17 protein-coding genes are annotated in these 16,828 nt (G+C 66.4%); 10 read left to right on the forward strand and 7 right to left on the reverse strand.

The genetic code is table 11. From position 1 onward, the window contains the following. Positions 1 to 20: 20 nt before the first annotated feature. The 7 genes from FYJ91_RS09680 to FYJ91_RS09710 all read left to right on the forward strand — a co-directional run bounded on the left by FYJ91_RS09680 (position 21) and on the right by FYJ91_RS09710 (position 6,797). Positions 21 to 404 carry a DUF1801 domain-containing protein gene (locus FYJ91_RS09680; RefSeq protein ID WP_149522035.1) on the forward strand — a complete coding sequence of 128 codons (384 nt, stop codon included), beginning with the start codon at positions 21 to 23 and terminating at the stop codon, positions 402 to 404. A gap of 64 nt (positions 405 to 468) precedes the next feature. Next, positions 469 to 1,467, forward strand: a complete 999-nt coding sequence (locus tag FYJ91_RS09685) for a quinone oxidoreductase family protein (protein WP_181008423.1) — start codon at positions 469 to 471, stop codon at positions 1,465 to 1,467. Between the two features lie 183 nt (positions 1,468 to 1,650). Further along, complete coding sequence (locus tag FYJ91_RS09690; protein ID WP_149522037.1) at positions 1,651 to 2,937, forward strand: dipeptidase; 1,287 nt, start codon at positions 1,651 to 1,653, stop codon at positions 2,935 to 2,937. Next, positions 2,934 to 3,518 (forward strand): peptidylprolyl isomerase, encoded by a 585-nt coding sequence (locus tag FYJ91_RS09695; RefSeq protein WP_149522038.1) that lies wholly within the window; start codon positions 2,934 to 2,936, stop codon positions 3,516 to 3,518. Before FYJ91_RS09690 ends, FYJ91_RS09695 begins: the two co-directional genes overlap by 4 nt. A gap of 709 nt (positions 3,519 to 4,227) precedes the next feature. Continuing rightward, entirely contained in the window at positions 4,228 to 5,004 is a 777-nt protein-coding gene (locus FYJ91_RS09700) for an SDR family NAD(P)-dependent oxidoreductase (protein WP_149522039.1), read from the forward strand. Further along, entirely contained in the window at positions 4,997 to 5,476 is a 480-nt protein-coding gene (locus tag FYJ91_RS09705; RefSeq protein ID WP_149522040.1) for a cupin domain-containing protein, read from the forward strand. The genes FYJ91_RS09700 and FYJ91_RS09705 overlap by 8 nt, the downstream gene beginning before the upstream one ends. Continuing rightward, positions 5,469 to 6,797, forward strand: a complete 1,329-nt coding sequence (locus tag FYJ91_RS09710; RefSeq protein ID WP_149522041.1) for an MFS transporter — start codon at positions 5,469 to 5,471, stop codon at positions 6,795 to 6,797. Before FYJ91_RS09705 ends, FYJ91_RS09710 begins: the two co-directional genes overlap by 8 nt. Here FYJ91_RS09710 and FYJ91_RS09715 read toward each other — a convergent pair. From FYJ91_RS09715 to FYJ91_RS09735, 5 genes are read right to left on the reverse strand one after another with little or no spacing between them, the layout of a single operon-like run. Next, on the reverse strand, positions 6,754 to 7,881 hold the full coding sequence (locus tag FYJ91_RS09715; RefSeq protein ID WP_149522042.1) for a hypothetical protein: 1,128 nt from the start codon (positions 7,879 to 7,881) through the stop codon (positions 6,754 to 6,756). The two genes, FYJ91_RS09710 and FYJ91_RS09715, sit on opposite strands and share 44 nt — an antisense overlap. Continuing rightward, positions 7,878 to 8,621 carry an SDR family NAD(P)-dependent oxidoreductase gene (locus FYJ91_RS09720; RefSeq protein WP_149522043.1) on the reverse strand — a complete coding sequence of 248 codons (744 nt, stop codon included), beginning with the start codon at positions 8,619 to 8,621 and terminating at the stop codon, positions 7,878 to 7,880. The genes FYJ91_RS09715 and FYJ91_RS09720 overlap by 4 nt, the downstream gene beginning before the upstream one ends. Then, positions 8,618 to 9,907, reverse strand: coding sequence for an FAD-binding oxidoreductase (locus tag FYJ91_RS09725; RefSeq protein WP_149522044.1), 1,290 nt, complete (start codon positions 9,905 to 9,907; stop codon positions 8,618 to 8,620). Before FYJ91_RS09725 ends, FYJ91_RS09720 begins: the two co-directional genes overlap by 4 nt. Continuing rightward, positions 9,907 to 10,320 (reverse strand): GtrA family protein, encoded by a 414-nt coding sequence (locus FYJ91_RS09730; protein WP_149522045.1) that lies wholly within the window; start codon positions 10,318 to 10,320, stop codon positions 9,907 to 9,909. The genes FYJ91_RS09725 and FYJ91_RS09730 overlap by 1 nt, the downstream gene beginning before the upstream one ends. Next, the gene (locus tag FYJ91_RS09735) at positions 10,317 to 11,759 is read right to left on the reverse strand and encodes a UbiA family prenyltransferase (protein ID WP_149522046.1); all 1,443 of its coding nucleotides are present in this window, start codon (positions 11,757 to 11,759) and stop codon (positions 10,317 to 10,319) included. The genes FYJ91_RS09730 and FYJ91_RS09735 overlap by 4 nt, the downstream gene beginning before the upstream one ends. 113 nt (positions 11,760 to 11,872) lie before the next feature. Between FYJ91_RS09735 and FYJ91_RS09740 the strand changes: the two genes are divergently transcribed. Next, positions 11,873 to 12,709: a MerR family transcriptional regulator gene (locus FYJ91_RS09740; protein ID WP_149522047.1), complete on the forward strand. Its 837-nt coding sequence runs from the start codon at positions 11,873 to 11,875 to the stop codon at positions 12,707 to 12,709. Here the strand turns inward: FYJ91_RS09740 and FYJ91_RS09745 are convergent. Then, entirely contained in the window at positions 12,699 to 13,127 is a 429-nt protein-coding gene (locus tag FYJ91_RS09745; RefSeq protein WP_149522048.1) for a VOC family protein, read from the reverse strand. The two genes, FYJ91_RS09740 and FYJ91_RS09745, sit on opposite strands and share 11 nt — an antisense overlap. Before the next feature lie 194 nt (positions 13,128 to 13,321). After that, a complete protein-coding gene (locus tag FYJ91_RS09750) occupies positions 13,322 to 14,743 on the reverse strand; it encodes a coniferyl aldehyde dehydrogenase (RefSeq protein WP_246152549.1) in 1,422 nt (473 codons plus the stop codon). A gap of 63 nt (positions 14,744 to 14,806) precedes the next feature. Here FYJ91_RS09750 and FYJ91_RS09755 point away from each other — a divergent pair, with 63 nt between their 5' ends. Together FYJ91_RS09755 and FYJ91_RS09760 are read left to right on the forward strand one after the other, a co-directional pair. After that, positions 14,807 to 15,865: a zinc-binding dehydrogenase gene (locus FYJ91_RS09755; RefSeq protein ID WP_149522049.1), complete on the forward strand. Its 1,059-nt coding sequence runs from the start codon at positions 14,807 to 14,809 to the stop codon at positions 15,863 to 15,865. 39 nt (positions 15,866 to 15,904) lie between these two features. After that, the gene (locus FYJ91_RS09760) at positions 15,905 to 16,663 is read left to right on the forward strand and encodes a glucose 1-dehydrogenase (RefSeq protein ID WP_149522050.1); all 759 of its coding nucleotides are present in this window, start codon (positions 15,905 to 15,907) and stop codon (positions 16,661 to 16,663) included. Positions 16,664 to 16,828: the final 165 nt, after the last annotated feature.

Genomic DNA, 16,828 nt, shown 5'->3' on the forward strand with positions numbered 1-16,828 from the left:
GCAGGCGCAGGGGAGCAGGGATGACCGAGAAAACGCCATCCGAACTGATCGACGGTCGCATCGCGGAACTGGGTGACTGGCGGGGCGAGACGCTCGCGAGGGCCCGTGCGCTGATCCACCAGGCGGTGCCCGACCTCGTCGAAGAATGGAAATGGCGTGGCGTGCCGACCTGGTACGGCAATGGCGGCATCATCTGCACGGGCGAAACCTATAAGGACAAGGTCAAGCTGACCTTTGCTAAGGGCGCGTCGATCGACGATCCGGCGAAGCTGTTCAACGCCAGCCTCGACGGCAATGCCCGCCGCGCGATCGACATCTTTGAAGGCGGGGCGATCGACGCCGGCGCGTTCAAGGCGCTGGTGCAGGCGGCGTCGGCGCTGAACGGGGCAAAGCGGAAGACGTAGCGTCGACGCTTGACCCACGGCGAAACGCCTTGCGATGATCGCTCCCGATAAAGGGAGAGATGTGATGAAGGCGATGGTGATCGACCGTTTCGGCGGGCCGGAGGAATTCCGGGTGGCGGACTTGCCGGTGCCCGAACCGGCCGCGGAGCAGGTGCTGATCCGTGTCGCCTTCGCCAGCATCAATCCCGCCGACTGGAAGACGCGCGCGGGCCTGTTGCCCGTGGTGCGGGGGCCGTTTCCGATGGTCGTCGGGATGGACTGTGCGGGCGTGATCGAAGCGGTCGGACCGGGCGTCACCGCCTTCGCACCGGGCGACAAGGTGATCGCGATGTCGGGTCTGGGGCAGGGCATGTCGGGCAGCTATGCCGAATATGCCTGCGTGCCCGAGATGCGCGTGCTCAAACTGCCGTCCGCGCTGACGCTGGCCGAAGGGGCGACGATCCCGACCGCCTCGGCCAGCGCCGCATCGACGATCATCGAGGTGGCGAAGGTGGCGCCGGGCAGCACCGTATTCTTCAGCGGCGGCGCGGGGAGCGTCGGCACGTTCGGCGTCCAATATCTCAAGTGGATCGGTTGTCGGGTGGCGACGACGTGCAGCACCCGCAATGTCGATCATGTCGCGGGCCTCGGCGCCGATCGGGTAATCGATTATACGAAGGAGGATACCAAGGCCGCGCTGGCCGAATGGGCACCGGACGGCATCGACGTCGTCATCGACGCGGTTGGTCAGCACAGCCTGCCCGCCGACATCGTCGACGTGATCAAGCCGGGCGGCGTCCTTGTCGTTATCCAGAACCTGCTGACCGATGTGGAGGCCTATGACCTCGACAGCGCGAAGGCGCGCGGCATCCGCGTGGTCAACAACATCATGGACGCGCGCAAGCCCGATGCGCGCTGGTTCCAGGTCGAGGCATGGCGCGAGCTGGTGAAAGGGATTGAGGCCGGCGCGATCCGCACGCCGCCCTATGCGGTCCTGCCGTTGGAGCAGGCGGGCGAGGGGCAACGCCGCGTCGAGGACGGGCATGTGCGGGGGAAGATCCTGCTCGAGGTGGCGGGGGAATAAGATCCTCCCCCGGAGGGGGAGGGGGACCGGCGTAGCCGGTGGAGGAGTATTCGCCACAAGCGATGAACTCCGCTGCCGGCCAATACCTCTCCACCACCCTGCGGGTGGTCCCCCTCTCCCTCCGGGAGAGGATCGAGTTGTTTTGCTTGCCGTCCGCATCGCGGCACGGCACGCTGCGTTCCCATGAAAACCGCCCTTTTCGCCGCCGCGGCGCTGCTCGCGCTCACCCCCGCATATGCCGCGCCGGATTATGCCGCGCGCGTTGCGAAGATTTTGAAGAAGACCCCGCTGATCGACGGGCATAATGACTGGCCCGAGGCGCTGCGCGGCAATGCGGGGGAGGGGCGGTGGAGCCTCGATCTGACCAAGGGGCTGGGCACTGGCCCCGATCCGTACAACACCGATATCGAGCGGCTGCGCGCGGGCAAGGTCGGCGCGCAATTCTGGTCGGTGTGGGTGTCGGCGGGGCAACCGCCGCTTGATCAGGTCAAGGAGACGCTCGAGGAGATCGACCTCGTCAAGCATATCGTCGCGCGTTACCCCAACGACTTCGCGCTGGCGCGCACCGCTGCCGACGTGCGGCGCATCCACGCGCAGGGCAAGATCGCGTCGCTGATCGGGGTCGAGGGCGGCGGGCAGATCGACAGCAGCTTTTCCGTCCTGCGTGCCTATCATGATCTGGGCGCGGGTTATCTTACGCTCACCCATTCGCGCACGATCGACTGGGCGGATTCGGCGACCGACAATCCCAAACATGGCGGCCTGACCCCATTCGGCGAGGCGGTGGTGACGGAGCTGAACCGGCTCGGCATGCTTGTCGACCTGAGCCATGTCAGCGCGGAGACGATGCGCGACGCGCTGCGCGTGACGAAGGCGCCGGTGATCTTCTCGCACTCCAGCGCCTATGGCGTCGATCCGCACCCGCGCAACGTGCCCGACGATGTGCTGAAGCTGGTGACGGCGAATGGCGGTGTGGTGATGGTCAACTATGCCGACTCCTATGTGTCCGAAGCCTATTGGCGCTGGGAATCGGATCGCTCGGCCGAACGCGCGCGCCTCAACACGCCGCCCTTCGGGGGGATGCTGATCGGCCAGCCCGACAAGGCGGCCGAGGCGCTGAAGGCGTGGGAGGCGGCGCATCCCGCCCCCGTCGTCACGCTGGCGATGGTCGCCGACCATGTCGAGTATATCGCGAAGATGGCGGGCAAGGATCATGTCGGCCTGGGTTCCGATTTCGATGGCGTCAGCAACAAGCTGCCCAAGGGGCTGGAGGACGTGTCGACCTATCCCGCCCTGCTCGCCGAGTTGATGAAGCGCGGGTGGAGCGACGCCGACATCGCCAAGCTGGCGGGCGAGAATGTGCTGCGCGTGATGACGCAGGCGGAGAAGGTCGCGCTGGCGATGAAGGACGCACCGTGGGCGACCGCGACGGTCGAGGCGCTCGACGGGAAGAAGGGCGGCGCCAAATGATCCGCGCATCGCTCGCTCTGCTGGCGCTCGCCGTCTCCGCGCCGCTCGCGGCGGCCCCGGCCAAGCTGCCGCGCGTCGACATCAAGACCGACAAGGGCGACATCGTCATCGAACTGGAGGTGAAGAAGGCGCCGATCACCGCCACCAACTTCCTGAAATATGTCGACGGCAAGAAGCTCGATGGCACCACCTTCTATCGCGCGGCGCGGGCAAAGGGCGATCCCAAGATGGGCTTCGTCCAGGGCGGGATCCAGCATAGCATCTTCCGATCCTTTCCCCCGATCGCGCACGAGCCGACCAGCAAGACCGGCCTCAAGCATATCGCAGGGACGATTTCGATGGCGCGGACCGAGCCGGGGACCGCGATGGGCGACTTTTTCATCATGGTCAGCCCGTCGCCGGGCATGGACGCCAAGGGCAAGAGCGTCGGCTATGCCGCGTTCGGCCGCGTGGTGAAGGGCATGGACGTGGTGAAGGCGATCCTGGCGGCCAGGACGATCGCCAATGCCGGATCGGGTTCGATGAAGGGGCAATATATCGAAAAGCCCGTCAAGATTTTGAGCGTGCGGCGGGTTCCCTAAGCCTCGCGCGCGATTTTGGAGGCTCGCGGAGCGCCTGCGACCGCTACGAGTCGCAGCGTCACGATGGTGCGCGAAAGTTGTCAAACTTGTCACTACGTCATCGCGGGAATGCATCCCTTTGATGGGATATTGATTGGCATTCGCAATAATGGCGCGACTGCTGACGATGAGAAAGAGCGACACGCGAGCGCGATAGGGTGAATTTGTACTCTGTTTGTTCTGGACTTGATCCTGGGTCCAGCTTTTGGCTCCCTCTCCCGCTTGCGGGAGAGGGCTGGGGTGAGGATCTGCCTCGCCTCCGAGGGGCGGTGGAAGAAGGAAGAAGACCCTCATCCAAACCTTCTCCCGCAAGCGGGAGAAGGCTTCAGAAGGAAGAAGAAGCTGGACCCCGGATCAAGTCCGGGGTGACGTTGGGGGAGGGGAGGGCTTTGCGCGCTGGCTTCGTCATTGCGAGCGGAGGGAGGCGATCCGGTTCTCCGCGCCTCTCCAGTGCGGAGTGGATTGCCGCGTCGCCTGCGGCGCCTCGCAATGACGAGGTAGGCGGGGCGAACATGGCGCCAGCTGGCGATGTTCGCGAGACTTCGCCGATTGAGATGCCTCAATGACGAAAAGCGATTTGCTACGCTGGGCAAAAGCGCGTTAGTCCCGAAAAATCGCGCACCGCCCGGAAAGAGGCGGGCGCAGGAGGTGTGAGATCGGGAGGGGCAGCATGACCATCGGAATCGTCGCGCCGGACGCCGTGCTGCTGGTCGTCGGCGGCACGGGCGCGATCGGCATCGAGATCGCCGCGCAGGCCGCTGAAGGCGGCGCGCGGGTGATCGTTCACGGATCGCGCGAGGAGAGCTGCGCCAAGGCGATCGAGACGCTGGCGGCGCGCTGTCCGGAGGGCGGATTTACCCCGCTGATCGCCGATCTGACCGCGCCCGGATCGTCCGCGGCCTTGGTCGAGAAGGCTGTGGCGGTGCATGGTCGGCTCGACGCGCTGATCCATGCGGCGGGCTATGGACCGGCCGGCGCGATCAGCGGGCCGCTGAGCCGCACCGATCCGGCGGCCTATGGCGCCTTTCTGGAAATGGGCGTCGCGAGCTTTCAGGAGATGTGCCACGCGGCGCTGCCGCACCTGAGCGAGACGCGCGGGGCGATCGTGGCGTTCGCGTCGGATTCGGGCCTGTTCGCGGCGCCGCGCCAGTCGCTGGTGGCGGCGCGGATGGCGGCGATCATCGCCTTCGTGCGCAATCTGGGGCTGGAGACGGCGCGCGACGGGGTGCGGATCAACTGCATTTCGCCCAGCTATGTCGAACAGACGCCGATCTTCGATCGCTTCCTGGAGCTGGGCGGCGGTCGCGTGCAGAAGGCGCGCGACAAGGCCGGCCTCGGCCTGCCGACCCCCGCCGATATCGCGCCGCTCGCGCTTTTCCTGTGCGGGCCGCTGTCGACCAAGATCACCGGCCAGATCATCAGCATCAACGGAGGGCTCAATGCCTGACGCGCCTGCACCCGAAATCCGCTTCCGCCATGCCGATGAGGAAGAATGGCAGGAGGTGCGCGTCATAGGCGACGGCGCCAGTGATGGGGGCGGCCGCCGCATGGCCGTGCGCGAAAAGTGGCTGGAATTCACCCCCGGATCGATGACGCTGCTGGCCAGCTGGGATCCCGGCATGATCATCCGCAAGCACGGCCATAACAGCCGCCAGGTGATCTACGTCCTGAAGGGATCGATGCGGTTCGGCGATGTCGAATGCAGCGCGGGGATGCAGATCGTGCTGGAGCAGGGGATGGCGGGCGGGCCGATGATCGCCGGTCCCGAGGGCGTGGAATTGTTCGAAGTTTTCATGGGCGATGCGCGGTCCTGGTCCGACGATCAGGCAGACTATGAGGCGTTGCTGGCCGAACAGGGGCTGCGCGAATTGCCCCACGCCAAGCTGCGTTTTCCGGATTGGATGAACTATCATGGCTGAAGCGACCGCCGCCGCGATATCCGAGGATGAACCGAAGGGCGGCCTGATCGGCTGGTTCTCGATCGGCATCCTGATGGTGATGACGATCCTGTCCTACCTCGATCGCGGGATCATCGCGCTGATGGTCGATCCCATCAAGGCGGACCTGCACCTGACCGACGTGCAGTTCAGCCTGATCCAGGGTTTTGCCTTCGCTTTGTTCTACGCGCTGTCGAGCGTGCCCATGGGGTGGCTGGCCGATCGGTTCTCCAGGCGCTGGGTGGTCTATTTCGGCGTCACCGGCTGGTCGATCGCGACGATGCTGTGCGGGATGGCGCAGAGTTACTGGCAATTGTTCGCGGCGCGCTTTGCGGTGGGGATGGGGGAGGCGACGCTTTCGCCGTCATCCTATGCGATCGTGGGCGATCTGTTTCCCAAAAGGCGGCTGACCTTCGCGATCGGCGTGCTGGCGGGCGGCATCGCGATCGGCGGGGGGCTGTCGCTCGCGATCGGTGGCTTCGTGATGAAATGGGCCGAGGGGATGGGCGGCCTGTGGGGCTTCAAGCCGTGGCAGGTGACGTTCCTGGTCGTCGGCGCGCCGGGCATTTTGATCGCCCCCCTGATCTTCCTGATCCCGCGCCCGAAGCGCGCTTTGCCGACGGCGCAGGAGGCGGCGGCGCTCGCGGCGGCACCTGGCTATGGCGCGTGGCTGCGCGCCAACGCCTTCTACATCACCACGATCTCGATCGGCGTCGGGCTGCACGCGATCCTGGCCTATGCGGTCGCGGGCTGGGCGCCGGCCTATCTGGGGCGGCACTTCGGCTATGATGCGGCGAAGATCGGTTCGACTCTGGGGCTGGTGCAGGGCGTCGCCGGCTTCGCAGGGTTCGTGGGTGGAGGCTGGCTGGTCGACTGGTTGCACAATACCGGCATGCGCGATGCTCATTATCGCTATTTCGTGGTCAATTGCATCGCGCTGACCGTAGTGGGCGTGATCGCGTTCACGGTGATCGAGTCAGCGCCGGTCGTGCTGCTGATGATCGGCATGATCCACATCATGCTGCCCTTCACCAGCCCCGCGATCGCGCACATCCAGGTGTCGACCCCGCAGCGTTTCCGCGCACGGACGATCGCGATCTTCATGGTGGTGCTGAACCTGATCGGGATGATCACGGGCCCGTCGATCGTCGCGATCTTCACCGAGAAGGTCTATGGTGGGGCCGAGCATGTCGGGCTGGGTATCGCGACGACCTATGCGATCTTCGGGCCGGCTTCGGCGATCGTGTTGCTGATCGGCCTCAGGGCCGGGCGGAAGGCGATCGCGGCGAACGGGGCAGGGTGAGCAGGCCGAGCACCAGCAGCGCGGTCGCCACCGCATAGACGTTCGGCGCGTAGGGCCAGAAGCCGCTTTCGATATCGACGAAGCGCGCGCCGTGCAGCGGGATCGCGGCGGCTATGAAGGCTGGGAGGAGCGCGGCCGTCGCGCGCCAGCCGCCGGTGCTCAGGATGTAGAGGGTGAGCGCGACGATCGCGGGGAACAGGTCATAGTCCTGCAGGCGTGGGTTCAGGATTGCGGCGAGGAAGAACAGCAGCAGGGCAAAGGCGGGGTCGGCGAGGCGCCCCTGCCTCCACGCCGATCCGATCGCGATGGCGGCGGCGGTAAGGACGATCAGGCCATGCGCGATCAGCGCCCCGGCCGACCCCAATTGCCCGGCGAGGCGGCCATAAGACCCAATCCCCAGGTCGCCCTGCGCCAGCGTCTGGGTCGTCAGGTTGCGGATGAAGGTCGCCGTCTCGTCGGGCCGAACGACGGCGTAAAGCGCGATCAGTGCGACGACCGCGCCGATCGTCGCCGCCGCCGCGATCATATGGGGGCGGAGCGGCTGACGGCGGCCCATCGCGACACCGAGGGGCAGGATCGCATAGGCGATCATATAAGGCTTCACGATCGCCGTGACCGCAACCGCCGCGAGGAAGGTCCAGCGGTCGCGCGGCGCATCGAAGCCGCGCGCGGCAAGGCCCAGGATCGCCAGTTGCACGAAGGGCGTGATGTTGCCCGTGGTGATCGCCGCGACACCCAGACCGCCGATGGCGAGGCCCAGGAATGTCGCCAGCGCCGCGCCCGGCCGCGTGTGGATCGTGGCGCCATAGAGCAGGGTCAGCAGGGTATAGACCGTCAGCAGCTTCAGATCGAACTGCGCGCCAAGCGCCTCGAAAAAGTGCCGCATGATCGGATGGTAGGTAAAATACATCGGCCCGTGCGGTGACCGGATCAGCGGCCCGTTCTCGGCCGCGCTGCGATAGACCGCGAGGTCGAGCATCGGGGCGTGGCGATGCTCGATCAGCGCATCGGCGAACTGCTCGGCCGCGAGCAGGATCAGCACCGCGAGGAGCAGCCAGTGGAGGGCGCGCTCTTTGGCTGTCATATGTTGAGCTTGTGGAAGATCGGGCGCGGGAGCAGGCGCACGACCGCCATGATCACCGCCCAGAGTGCGGGCGCATAGACCACCGGGCTGCCGCGATCGATCGCGGCGACGATCCGCTTGGCGACATCGGCGGGGGAGGCCATGCGCTGGCCCTTCGTCTGTAACGCGGCGGTCATCGCGGTCGCAGTCGGGCCGGGCTTGGCCAGGACGACGCGGACGTTCGTGTTCGCCAGCCGGTGCTGCATCCCCTGCGCGTAGCGATCGACCAGCCCCTTGGCAGCGCCATAGACATAGTTCGCCTTGCGCCCCCGATCGCCCGCGACCGACCCGATGATCGCGATCGTGCCGCGATCGACGGGGACCATGTGGCGCGCAAAAGCTTCGGCGAACAGAGCGGGCGAAACGCCGTTGACCAGCATCGTGTCCGCCGCGAGCGCGCCGTCATTCTGGCACGCCTGCTGATCGGGCAGCGTGCCGTGTGCGATCAGGGCGATGTCGACCGGCCGTTCGGCACAGAGCGCGCCGACGATCATGTCGACGGCCTGCGGATCGAGGAAGTCGCTGGCCACCAGCGTGTCGATCGCCGACACGGGGCTGCGCACTTTGAGGTCGTCAGCGACGGCATCGAGGCGGGCCGTGTCGCGGCCCACGAGGGTCAGGTCATGGCCGCGCCCGGCCCACAATCGCGCGCAATGTTCGGCGATGCCCGATGTCGCGCCGATGATCGCGATCCGGGTCATGACAGGCCCAGCCGCTTCGACTGGTGCGAGGCGAAGCGACCGATCGCGTGGTGGCGCGCGCGGACCTCCTGAAATGCCTGCCAGTTGGGGTAGCTCGCCTTGAACATCGCCTCGCTCATCCGCGCATCCTTCGCCAGATAGATTCGCCCGCCCAGATCGAGGACCGCCCGATCGAGCAGGTCGAGCAATGCGAACACCGCCGGCGCCGCCTTGAAATCGAGCGCGAGCGTATAACCTTCGGTCGGGAAGGACAGCAGGTTTCGGTTCGCGCGCCCGAACTTCTTGAGGACGGCGAGAAACGCGCCCTGGCCCGACATGGCGATCGTTTCGAGGATGCGGCGCAGCCCCTCCGCGCTGGGCAGGACGAACTGGTACTGGACGAAGCCCTGCCGGCCGTAGAGACGGTTCCACTCGGCGAGGCCGTCGAGCGGGTGGAAATGCGGCTCGTAGGGGATCGTGCGCGTGCGGACGGTCGAGGGGCCGCGCGCGTAGAACAAGGCGTTGAACGCCTTGCCGGTCGCGCGGTTGAGCAGGCCCGAGGGCATGTCGAACGGGACGGCGCGGGGCGGTTTCGTGCGCGGCGCCAGCGGGCCTTCGTCGGCATGTTCGCCGAGCATGAGGAGCGATCGGCCAAGGCTTTTGCCGCGCGCGAGGCAATCGATCCAGGCAGCGGAATAGGTGGCGCTGCCGTGGGTTTCGAAGGCGGCGAGGATGGCGTCCAGATCGCGCGCCTTGACCGTGGTTTCGCGGATCAGGCTCGATCGGATCTTCCGCATCCGGATCGTGGCGGACAGGATCATGCCGGTCAGCCCCATGCCCCCGCAGGTCGCGTGGAACAGATCGGGCTGCGCGTCGGGGCCGATGCGGACGACCTCACCATTGCCCAGCAGCAGATCGATCGCGACGACATGATCGCCGAACGTGCCGTCGACATGGTGGTTCTTGCCATGCACGTCGCTGGCGATCGCGCCGCCGACGGTGACGAAGCGTGTGCCAGGGGTGACGGGCAGGAACCAGCCGCGCGGGACGAGCAGGGTCAGGATTTCGTCGAGCGAGACGCCCGCGTCGCAGCTGAGCAGCCCGGTTTCGGTATCGAAGGCGTGGAAGCGATCGAGCCCGCACATCGCGACGACATCGTCCGCCAGCGCGCTATCCCCATAGGCCCGGCCGAGACCGCGCGCGATTGTCTGCGAGGCGGTGACCGCGCGCGCACAGGCCGTGGCATCGGTGGGGAACGCGACTTGCGCGTCGACACGCGGATAGCGCCCCCAGCCGCTCAGTTCCATCAGGCGGCCGCCCGCGTGACGAACACGAAGCGCTTGTCGAGTTGATACTTGACGTGATTCCCCACAGCGAGGCCGATCGCGCCGCCGACATAGCGCATCACATCTGTGCCGAAAACGATCTGGAACGAATGTTCGATCACCCAGAAGATCGCGGTCGTGAACAGCCCGAGACCCGAATAGAGCAGGAACAGCCCGCCGTCGTGGCGCAGATTGTTCGCGGTGAAGGCGAAGATCCAGCGCTTCTCCAGCACATATTTGGGCGGCAGCGCGGCGCCGATGCCGATGATCATCGACAATTCGATCGCGAACGGCCCGCTGTAGAGTGCGATCACGATCATCTGGACGATCAGGTTGATCGCCGAGGATGCTGCGGCAATGGCCGTGTAGAGGATGGCGATACGGGTCGCGCTCATCCCAATCCCTTGGCCAGCGCGAAGACACCGAGAAAACCGACGCCGATCAGGATGCTGGCCTTGTCCTTGATCGCGAACACGATCGGATCGTCATGCATCTGGCCCCGGTGCGTGATCAGCCAGGCACGCGAAATCCAGTAGAGCAGGATCGGGCAGGCAAGCCAGATGAAGCGGGGCGATGCGTAAAGCTCCGCCGTCTGCGCGTCGTGAATGTAGAGCGCGAGGACCAGGACGGAGAGATAGCCCGCGCCCACGCCCATCGCCGACAGCATCTCCAGATCCTGCGGCCCGTAGGATCGCCCGCGCAGCGAGGTTTCACGCCCGCTGGCCCGCGCGACGAGCAGTTCGCTGACCCGCTTGATGAGCGCGAGGCTGAGGAAGATGAAAAGCGCGAAGGTGAGCAGCCAGAAGGACAAGGGCACGTTGGTGGCGGCTGCACCCGCGACGATGCGGATCGAATAGAGGCCGGCGAGCACCAGCACGTCGACGATCGCGACCTGCTTCAATCGCAGCGAATAAGCGACGGTGACGACGAAATAGATCGCCAGCACACCCACGAAGGCCGGCGGCAGCGCGAGCGCGGCGATCAGCCCCGCGATCAGCAGCAGAGCAGGCCACAAGGCCCACCCGGCGAGCAGGCTGAGGTCGCCCGCCGCGAAGGGGCGGTGCCGTTTCAGCCGGTGATGGCGATCGTCGGCGACGTCGGCGAGGTCGTTCAGGATATAGGCGCTCGACGCGGTCAGCCCGAAGACGAGGAAGGCGATCAGCGCCGCGATCATCCCGTCGACATCGCGGAAATGGTGCGCGGCGAGGATCGGCACGAAGATCAGCAGATTCTTGACCCACTGGTGTGGGCGCAGCGCACGGAACAAGGCGGCGGGGGCGGGCTTGCGGCCATCGGCGAAGACGCAATCGAGCGTCGCGACGGCGCGGACGCGATCGGCGAAAGCGGCCGAGCTGTCTACCAGATAGGCCTTGTCGGCGACGGCCCAGACAGCCAGATCGGCGCCATCGTTGCCGACATAGTCGAAGCCTTTTTCGCCGTAGAGCGCGACCAGCGCATCCCGCTTCGCCTCCGCCTTCAGGTTCACGCCGTCGCCGGTGGCCAGCACCGTATCGAACAGGTCGAGATGATCGGCGACGGCCTGTGCGAGGCGGCGGTGGCTGGCGGTGGCCAGCACGATCGGACGGCCCTTCGCGCGTTCGGCGCGGAGCCATTCGATCACCTCTTCGTGATAGGGCAGGGCCGCCGGATCGAAGGGTGTCGCCTCCGCCAGCCGTTCCTTCAGCGCATGCTTGCCGGCCATCGTCCAGCCGGCGAGCCGGACAATACGCAGCGGATTGTCGGACAGATATTGGCTCGCGGTTTCGTGGAGCAGATCGGCGCGGATCAGGGTGCCATCCATGTCGACGACCAGCGGATGCTCGGACGACGGCATGATCCTGACGCTCTCCCCCCTCAATCGTCGGCGACGGGCACGGTTTAGACGGCAAGGGCGGAAATGGCGATAGCGCTTGACCCGGCCCCTGGGGCCGCCCCGATAAGCGCGCTATGCACCGAAACCTCTCCGCATCGCAGGCTGCCGCCGCTCTGGGTGTCTCCGTGAAGGCGCTGCGCCTGTACGAACGCGCCGGGCTGATCGCGCCGGGGCGGAGCGCCGCGGGGTGGCGGATCTATGCGCCGGACGAAATGGTGCGGGCGCGTGAAATCGCCGCGCTACGGGGGCTGGGCGTCGCCCTGCGCGAGATCGGGCCGATGCTCGATGCCGATCCGGGCGCGGGTCTGGCGCGGCATGAGGCGCGGTTGCGGAGCGAGGCGGCGCGGATCGCGGAGGCGATCGGGCGGCTGCGGGCGATGCGGCCTGCGGACGAGGAAGAGGCTACGATCGCGTTCGATCTGCCCTGGCCGTGGGGCGGCGAGCGGTTCGAATTGCGGGGTCTGCCACCGATCCTCTGGCTCACGGGTCCGCTGGGCAGCGGCAAGACGCGGCTGGCGATGCGGATCGCGGAAAGCCTGCCCAGCGGGCGTTTCGTGGGCCTCGAACGCGATCGGCCGATCGAGGCGCTGATCGCGGAGGGCGAGGGGCCGCTGGTGATCGACATGGTCGAGGAGGGGCTGGATGCGGACGAGCAGGTCGCACTGGCCGCCCGATTGCGCGCGCGGCCGGTTTGGGCGCGGCCGCTGGTGCTGATGACGCGATCGAGCGCGATGCTCGATCTGGGGATGGTGGGCGCGGGGGAGGCGATCATCCTCTGCCCCGCCAATCACAGCCCGCCGGTCTATGTCGACCCGGTGCCCGGCGCGCCGGGTTACGAGGCGCTGGCGACATGCCTTGCCGCGCCCGAGCTGCGCGCGCGGACGGCGGGGGTGATCGCGATCAGAGGTTGATCGTCACCGACGGCGCGCTGCGCTGCGCCTCGCCGTGATAGACCGCCTCGATATTGTTGCCGTCGGGGTCGATCAGGAAGGCGGCATAATAGCCGGGATGATAGGGCCGCTCGCCCGGCGCGCCATTGTCGACGCCGCCAGCCACCAGTCCGGCCGCGTGGAAGGCGTCGACCATCGCGCGGTCCTGCGCCTGGAACGCGATGTGGCTGCGCCCCGTCGGCGCATCCTGGGCGGCTGCGCTGTCCATGGTCGAGACGAACAGCTCGTCGACCCAGAAATAATCCTCTTCCGAGCCGCCGATCGGCACGTCGAGCGCCTTCATCACCGCCTCGTAGAAGCGGCGGCTGGCGTCGATATCGACGACGACGAGCTGGAGATGATCGATCAGTCGACCGCGTTGCAGCGTCTGCGTTTCCATGGCGAACCTCGCGGAAGGGTTTGGGCGGAAACGGCGGATGGGGAGGAATGATCCACGCATTTCCATCCTCCCCCGCCAGGGGGAGGTGTCAGCGCAGCTGACGGAGGGGGAGGATGCGATGATCTGGAGTTGGTCGCCGTCCTCCCCCTCCGTCGCCTTCGGCGCCACCTCCCCCTGGCGGGGGAGGATGGTCGCTAGAGTTTCAGGCCCCTTGCGATCGTCTTGAGCGTGGTCTTGCCGTAGGGCGGCTTGAAGCCGGCGAGTTTCGTCACGTCGATCTTCGGCTGAACATACACCGCCTTGGCGTGGCTGAAGGTGCGGAAGCCGTCGATGCCGTGATAGCTGCCCATGCCCGACGGGCCGACCCCGCCGAAGGGCAGATCGTCGATTCCGGCGTGGAACACGGTGTCGTTGACGGTCACGCCGCCCGAAATCGTGCGCGACAGAACCGCATCCCGCTCCCCCGCGTCGCGCCCGAAATAATAGAGGCCGAGCGGACGATCGTGCGCGTTCACATAAGCGATCGCGTCGTCGATCGCGGCGTAGCGCTTGACCGGCAGGATGGGGCCGAAAATCTCCTCGCGCATCACCGCCATGTCGTCGCTGGGGTTCAGGATGATGTGGAGCGGCATCTTGTGGCCGTTCGACCCGCCGAAATCCTCGTTAGCCGGATTGACCTCGATCACATCGCCGCCCTTGGCACGGGCATCGTCGAGATAGGCGTTCAGGCGGACATGATGCCGGTCGTTGATGACCGAGCTGTAATCGGGATTGGCGAGCAGCGTGGGGTACATTGCCCTGACCGCCTGGGTCAGCCCGTCGACCACCGCGCGTTCGCTCTCCTGCGGGACGAGCAGATAATCCGGCGCGAGGCAGATCTGCCCGGCGTTGAGCATCTTGCCGGTCGCGATCCGATCGGTCGCCGTCGCGATATCGGCGGATCGGCCGATGATCGTCGGCGATTTGCCGCCGAGTTCGAGCGTCACCGGCACCAGATTGTCGGCGGCGGCGTGGAGGATGTGGCGCCCGATCGCGGTTGCGCCGGTGAAAAGGAGATGATCGAAGGGCAGTGCGGAGAATGCCTTCCCCTCGTCCGGCCCGCCGCCGAAGAAGGCGAGTTCGGTTTCTTCGAAATAGCGGGGCGCCGTCTCAGCGAAGAGGGCGGAGACGCGCGGCGTGATCTCCGACGTCTTGACCATCACGCGATTGCCGGCGGCGAAGGCGCCCGCGATCGGCCCGACGGCAAGCTGCACCGGGAAATTCCACGGCGAGATCACGCCCACTACGCCCTTGGGCTGATAATCGATCCAGGCGCGCGCGCCGAGCAGGCCGAGCGGAAATTGGAGCGGACGCTTCTCGCGCCGCATCCAGCGATCGAGATGCTTGAGCGCGTGCTTCACCAGCCCGACCGAGCTGACGATGTCGACCATCATCGATTGCTCGCGACTGCGGTGGCCGAAATCGTCGGACATGGCCCGCGCAAAGCCGTCGCCATTCTCGATCACCATCGCGGCGAGTCGCTTGAGCCGATCCCTTCGGGCGTCGGGCGATACGGGCAGTTCGGCGGAAAATGTCGCGCGCTGGGCCGTAAGGACAGCCTCCATCCGATCGCCCATGACATTCCCCCTCTTGTTATTAGGTAGAGCTTTACACGCCGTCACGCGCGCAACAAGACGGGCATGACGCATGGGGAGGACAGTGTGGATCAGGGCTATGACCGGATCGTGGTGCGCCATTTCGGCGGCCCGGAAGAGCTCAAGATCGAGCATGAGCCTAGCCTGCCCGAACCCGGCCCCGGCGAGGTGCGCGTGGCCATAGAGGCGGCGGGCGTGGGCTTCACCGATACGATCCTGCGACGCGGCAAATATATCGATTACAAGGGCGGCCTGCCGCTTACTCCGGGCTACGATCTGGTCGGCATCGTCGACAAGCCGGGCGAGGGCGTGAGCGGGCTGACGGTGGGTCAGCGCGTCGCCGACATGCCGATGAACGGCGGCTATTCGCAATATTTCGTAGGGCCGGCCGAGGATTTCGTGCCGGTGCCGGACGGGATCACACCCGAAGTGGCGGTCGACGTGCCGCTGATGTGGATGACGGCGTGGCAGATGCTGCGCCGCTGCCCGCGTCCGCCGGTAGGCTCGGCGATCCTCGTCGTCGGCGCGTCGGGCAGCGTGGGGCGCGCGCTGGTGCTGTTGGGACGGCATCTGGGCCTCACGGTCATCGGCACCTGCTCAGCGGGCAATATGGCGCAGGTTGAGGCGTTGGGGGCGATCCCGATCGACTATCGTCGCCCGGACCTAGCGGCGGCCATCAAGGCGGCGAGCGGGGGCGGGGTGGCGGTCGCGTACGATGCGATTGCGGGCCGAAGCTGGAAGACGAGCTGGCGGTCGCTCGCCAAGGGCGGCGTGCTGGTGGGTTATGGCGCGCAGGGCTTCGTCGACGGCGAGGGATCGGTCGCCAGCGTGATCTGGGGCTTTGTCCTGCTCAACGCGATCTGGCCGAAGCTGGGGCGGATCGACGGGAGCACGCGGACGGCCACCTTCTACAACATCCTGCTCCGTCGCCGATCGCATCCCGACGAATATCGTGCCGACATGATCGAACTGTTCGATCTGATCGCGAGCGTGAAGGTGCCTGCGCCGCATGTGCAGGAGGTGCTGCCGCTTTCCGCTGCTGCGGAAGCGCATAAGCGTATTGCGCAAGGCGGGTTGACGGGACGGCTGGTCCTCAAGCCCTGAGCGTGCTTCGATGATGATAAAAGAACGGGAGAGGCAGAGATGACGGATTTCACGGGACAGGTCGCGTTCGTGACGGGCGGCGGCGCGGGGATCGGGCTTGCGGTTGTCGAGGCGTTCGCCGCGGCGGGCGCGAAGGTGGTGGTCGCCGATATCGACGAGAAGGCAGGGCAGGCGGCCGCCGATGCGGTCACGGCCAAGGGTGGCGAGGCGATCTTCGTGCGGTGCGACGTTTCCGATCAGGCGTCGGTCAACGCGGCGTTCGATGCGACGATCGCCAAGTTCGGCCGGGTCGACTGCGCGGTCAACAATGCCGGCATCGATCCGGAAATCTATCCCGAGGCCAAGTGGGGCATCGACCTGTTCGACAAGATCCACCGCGTCAACGTGCGCGGCGTGGCCCTGTGCATGGAGCGCGAGATCGCCGAGATGCTCAAGCAGGGCGGCGGCGCGATCGTCAACATGGGCAGCTTCGCCTCGCTCGCCGGTATCCAGAACAAGCCCTATTATGTCGCGTCGAAGCATGCGGTGCTGGGCATTACCAAATCGGCGGCGCTGCAATATGCGGCGAAGGGCATCCGCATCAACCTGGTCGCTCCGGGCGCGGTCGATACCCAGATCCTGAAGGATAATATCGGACAGATGGCCGGCGACTATAAACCGCAGGGCGGCCAGCCGGGCGCGGGCCGCGTTTCGCAGCCGAGCGAGCAGGCGCATGCCGTGCTGTTCCTGTGCGATCCGAAGTCGAGCTTCATCGTCGGACACGCGCTGAGCGTCGACGGGGGCATTGCGGCGCGCTAGCCCCCAATTTATCCGTCCCCCCGGACTTGATCCGGGGTCCAGCTACCTTTCTCGACTATGGAAGAAGAAGCCAGATCCCGGATCAAGTCCGGGGTGACGGGGTTAGGAAAGTCCTCGACCGGGCTTGACGACTCCGCGCCGCGCCTTCCACCCTACATGTGTATG

Source organism: Sphingomonas montanisoli, assembly GCF_008274695.1.
Taxonomy (GTDB): Bacteria; Pseudomonadota; Alphaproteobacteria; order Sphingomonadales; family Sphingomonadaceae; genus Rhizorhabdus; species Rhizorhabdus montanisoli.

What these genes read in the sequence shown, in the direction of transcription:
- FYJ91_RS09720 (WP_149522043.1), bottom strand. Translation starts at nt 8,621, where the DNA reads ATGACCCGGATCGCGATCATCGGCGCGACATCGGGCATCGCCGAACAT.
- FYJ91_RS09745 (WP_149522048.1), bottom strand. Translation starts at nt 13,127, where the DNA reads ATGGAAACGCAGACGCTGCAACGCGGTCGACTGATCGATCATCTCCAG.
- FYJ91_RS09685 (WP_181008423.1), top strand. Translation starts at nt 469, where the DNA reads ATGAAGGCGATGGTGATCGACCGTTTCGGCGGGCCGGAGGAATTCCGG.
- FYJ91_RS09710 (WP_149522041.1), top strand. Translation starts at nt 5,469, where the DNA reads ATGGCTGAAGCGACCGCCGCCGCGATATCCGAGGATGAACCGAAGGGC.
- FYJ91_RS09680 (WP_149522035.1), top strand. Translation starts at nt 21, where the DNA reads ATGACCGAGAAAACGCCATCCGAACTGATCGACGGTCGCATCGCGGAA.
- FYJ91_RS09690 (WP_149522037.1), top strand. Translation starts at nt 1,651, where the DNA reads ATGAAAACCGCCCTTTTCGCCGCCGCGGCGCTGCTCGCGCTCACCCCC.
- FYJ91_RS09735 (WP_149522046.1), bottom strand. Translation starts at nt 11,759, where the DNA reads ATGCCGTCGTCCGAGCATCCGCTGGTCGTCGACATGGATGGCACCCTG.
- FYJ91_RS09695 (WP_149522038.1), top strand. Translation starts at nt 2,934, where the DNA reads ATGATCCGCGCATCGCTCGCTCTGCTGGCGCTCGCCGTCTCCGCGCCG.
- FYJ91_RS09750 (WP_246152549.1), bottom strand. Translation starts at nt 14,743, where the DNA reads ATGGGCGATCGGATGGAGGCTGTCCTTACGGCCCAGCGCGCGACATTT.
- FYJ91_RS09715 (WP_149522042.1), bottom strand. Translation starts at nt 7,881, where the DNA reads ATGACAGCCAAAGAGCGCGCCCTCCACTGGCTGCTCCTCGCGGTGCTG.
- FYJ91_RS09740 (WP_149522047.1), top strand. Translation starts at nt 11,873, where the DNA reads ATGCACCGAAACCTCTCCGCATCGCAGGCTGCCGCCGCTCTGGGTGTC.
- FYJ91_RS09760 (WP_149522050.1), top strand. Translation starts at nt 15,905, where the DNA reads ATGACGGATTTCACGGGACAGGTCGCGTTCGTGACGGGCGGCGGCGCG.
- FYJ91_RS09755 (WP_149522049.1), top strand. Translation starts at nt 14,807, where the DNA reads ATGACGCATGGGGAGGACAGTGTGGATCAGGGCTATGACCGGATCGTG.
- FYJ91_RS09730 (WP_149522045.1), bottom strand. Translation starts at nt 10,320, where the DNA reads ATGAGCGCGACCCGTATCGCCATCCTCTACACGGCCATTGCCGCAGCA.
- FYJ91_RS09700 (WP_149522039.1), top strand. Translation starts at nt 4,228, where the DNA reads ATGACCATCGGAATCGTCGCGCCGGACGCCGTGCTGCTGGTCGTCGGC.
- FYJ91_RS09725 (WP_149522044.1), bottom strand. Translation starts at nt 9,907, where the DNA reads ATGGAACTGAGCGGCTGGGGGCGCTATCCGCGTGTCGACGCGCAAGTC.
- FYJ91_RS09705 (WP_149522040.1), top strand. Translation starts at nt 4,997, where the DNA reads ATGCCTGACGCGCCTGCACCCGAAATCCGCTTCCGCCATGCCGATGAG.